The 3,648-nt window shown below is 71.2% G+C and carries 2 protein-coding genes; one reads left to right on the plus strand and one right to left on the minus strand.

All coding sequences use genetic code 11. The features are described from left to right. Positions 1-916 precede the first annotated feature (916 nt). Entirely contained in the window at positions 917-1,126 is a 210-nt protein-coding gene (locus tag ACFV0Q_RS39665; RefSeq protein WP_385012728.1) for a hypothetical protein, read from the minus strand. 108 nt (positions 1,127-1,234) lie between these two features. On the opposite strand from ACFV0Q_RS39665, the gene ACFV0Q_RS39670 reads away from it, so the two are divergent. Beyond that, positions 1,235-2,368, plus strand: coding sequence for an FAD-dependent oxidoreductase (locus tag ACFV0Q_RS39670; RefSeq protein WP_385012729.1), 1,134 nt, complete (start codon positions 1,235-1,237; stop codon positions 2,366-2,368). Positions 2,369-3,648: the final 1,280 nt, after the last annotated feature.

Raw genomic sequence — 3,648 nt, forward strand, 5'->3', positions numbered from 1 at the left:
CCTATTACGGCAACACCCCTCACACCCCGGGCACCTGACGGCGCGCACCGCCCCGTCGACGCATGATCCGACCAGCCCCGTCCGACAGCTGCGGCACGGAAGCCGGCGGGACCCCGCACGCGCATCCGGAGACGCGTGTCGCTCGCTACGGGGCCAGCCGTACCTTGACCGGCGTACTGCGATGTCGGTTCGGGTGGCGGCCTTGTTGCCGGGCCGCGCCGTGCCGGGCCGACCGGGCGGGGCGCCGCAGGTCTCCGCACCGGTTGCTCGGTCCCGGCCCAGGCGGCGAGAACCAAGGCGCTGACGGCCTTGGGGGACGCCGGGTTCCGGCCCGTGATCAGGCGACCGTCGCGAAGCCCGTGACGGTGCGGTTCCGTACGAGCGGATGTCCGTCGGCGTCACGGAGGTTGATGAGGGCGCAGGCGCCCTGGCGGACCGAGGAGCCGATGCCGCCCCCGGCGTGGACGGCCTCGGCTGTTCCCCGCAGGTCGGCGCCTCAGCCTGTGTCGGCACTCCTCTGGCTCTGAGGGCGGCGGAGTGCCCCCGGACGATGACGATCGGGAGGACGAGTTCCAGCAGGGCGGAGGCGAGGAAGCCGCCCGCCGGGCTGGGCATGCCGCCCCGGGCGAAGGAGACCAGCCGCCCGACACCACCGAGGAAGATCGAGACGGCCAGGAAGTGGACGAGTACCCCAGCCGGCGGATCGTCGCCGCCGCCCAGGCGAACAGGCGAACAGGGGAACCCAGCCGACGTAGCTGACCCGCCATGGAGCGGCGCTGGTTGTCCGCTTCCGCCGCGCCCGCAGGGCTTCCCTGTGCCGGTTGCTGCAGGCCGTCTCCGAGCGCGATGGCGGCGGCCAGCAGGAAGCAGACACGGACGATGGTGTCGGCCGGCGTGAGAGGGGAGTGGGCCGCCATCACGCCTCCTTGCCTGCCTCGGCTTTGGCCACGGGGATGGCGTTCAGCCGGGCCGCTCCTCCCGTCGGACCGTTGGTCGTACCCAGTGCGGGCCGGGCTTCGTCGACGGCGGAGCGACGTGAGAACGCGAGGGTGAGCACGATCGGCCCGGAAGCCGGGCCGCATCCCATTCCGGGCAGGTGCCGGGACTGATACGTGCTGTCGGTCATCCATCGGCGGCTGCCGGCTCGACGTCGGTGGCTTGTCGGCGAGGTCCGGCAATGTTCGAGGAGCGACCGACCAGACCTTACTGGGCGGCCCGATCCCAAGGAGCCACCATGCACATACCCGTCACGATCATCGGCGCCGGACTCGGCGGACTCATGCTGGCCCGCGTCCTGCACGTCCACGGAATCCCGGCCACGGTCTACGAGGCGGAGTCCTCCCCGACGGTGCGTTCGCAGGGAGGCCTGCTCGACATCCACGACTACAACGGACAGCTCGCCCTCGAGGCGGCCGGCCTGATGGACGAGTTCCGCGCCATCGTCCTGGAAGGCCGTCAGGCGATGCGGGTCCTCGACCCGGACGGGACCGTCCTGCTCGACAAGGCCGACGACGGCACGGGCGGCCGCCCCGAGGTGCAGCGCGGCGAGTTACGACAGATCCTGCTCGACTCGCTCCCGGCCGGCACCGTCCGGTGGGGGCACAAGGTCAGCAGCACCCGCACCGTCGGCCCTCGCCGCCATGAGGTGACGTTCGCCGACGGCGGCACCGTCGTCACCAGCCTGCTGGTCGGCGCGGACGGCGCCTGGTCACGGGTACGGCCGTTGCTCTCCACCGCCACACCCGAGTACGTCGGCACGTCGTTCGTCGAGACGTACCTGTTCGACGCCGACACCCGGCACCCGGCCGCCGCGAAAGCGGTCGGCGGCGGGATGATGATGGCGCCCGCACCGGGCAGGGAGATCTTCGCTCACCGGGAGAGCGGCGACACCCTGCACACCTACGTGGCGCTGAGCAGGCCGCAGGACTGGTTCGCCGCCATCGACTTCAGCGATGCCGCCGCGGCCACCGCGCGGGTCGCGGCCGAGTTCGACGGCTGGGCACCGGAGCTCACCGCGCTGATCACCGACGGCGACACAGCGCCGGTCCTGCGCCCCTACTACGCTCTGCCGACCGGGCACCGGTGGGACCGGGTGCCAGGGGTCACCCTGCTCGGTGACGCCGCCCACCTCGCGCCCCCGAACGGCGAAGGCGCCAACCTGGCCATGTACGACGGCGCCGAACTCGGCAGGGCCCTCGCCGCGTACCCCGACGATGTCGAGGCGGCGCTCACCGAGTACGAGCAGGCCATGTTCCCCCGCAGCTCCGAGCCCGCCACCTTTGAAGGTGGAGAGGTCCCGGGGATCGACTCCGAGCACAACACCGCCCAGGCTCTGATCAACATGATCACCGAGAAGAGCCACCAATGAGCCGCTGAGGCGCCGGTCTGACGCCCTCCGTCCCGGCCTCGGTCAAGCCTGGGCGGAGTGGCTCCCGCGCTCATGGACATTGATCATGGGCGCGCGATGAAACGGACTCCCGAAGTCGTTGGCAGGGGACCCGGCCTCTCGCCTCTCCCCTCATGAGTACTGCTGTCCGCGTACTCGCTTGAGTGGCCCTGGCAAGATTTCCGTGAAGCGGGGGTGTGCCACCGTGCGCCGGTGACGCTCCGTCACGGGTTGTGCCAGTGTCGGCGAGTGTGATGGCCTCGTACGGATCGTGTCTCCGCACCTCGATGCGGTGTGGGTGGAGCGGGTGTGGCCGGCGGGCGGCGTGGTCCGCATCGCTGCCTGCACGCGCGGGTTGACGGTGGCCGTGTCCGGATTGCGGTCGCGGCTCTGCGCGGGTGCACAGTTGCTGTTGCCGCACGCTGGCCGATGTCGCTGTCGGTGGACGCCCGGTGTTGACAGGGCTGTCTGCGCGGCGGTTGTTCTGCGACAGTCCGGGCTGCGGCCGGCGGACGCTCGCCGAGCAGGTCGAAGGGCTCACGGTTCGCCGCCAGCGCCGCAGCCCGCTGGTGCAGCATCTGGCGGAGCCGCTGTGCCTGTCGCTCGACTGCCTGCGGACCGTTGCCGGTGAGGTGTCGCACTCCGCTCGGGACGGTCTCGAACCTGTGGGCGGCGTGCCGTGGCGAGCGTGCCCTCAGCCGTTGCCGCCGTTGGCATGGTCGTCAACGGTCCATGACGGGTGGGCGTTGACGTGCGCCACCGACGCCTGAGACAGCTGCTTGTAACGGTCGGTGCAGGACGCGGGCGTCGACGATGGGCTGTACCCGGCTCCGTCGGCCCCGCGCACCACCCTTTTCGCCGCCCCGGCGTCGGCCGGGCCTTCGGCAGGCGTCCGGGGTCAGCCGTTTCCTTTCCAGGACCGCGCGGCGGTGCGGGATTTGTCGGTGGGGGAGCGGGCCGGTCTGAAGGGCGCCCACGTATCGCAATGCCTGCTGGGAAGGGGACCACAAACGCATCCCGGTCCGGGTCAGCCTGGACGGGGCAGCGGTATGTCCGTGGGTGACGTGGTTCATCGATTCCGCGACGAAGCTGATCGTGGGGGTGGCGGTCACGCCACATCAGCCGACCCGTGACGCGGTGCTGTCGGCGTTGCGTACGGGGACCAGCCGGGCGGAGCCGTACGGGCCGTTCGGTGGCCTACCGGGGCGGGTGCGGGTGGACCGGCTAGGTTGAGCGGATGTTCGAACGAGTGGGTGTTGAAG

Origin of the sequence: Streptomyces sp. NPDC059564, assembly GCF_042735575.1 — a bacterium.
Lineage (GTDB): Bacteria > Actinomycetota > Actinomycetes > Streptomycetales > Streptomycetaceae > Streptomyces.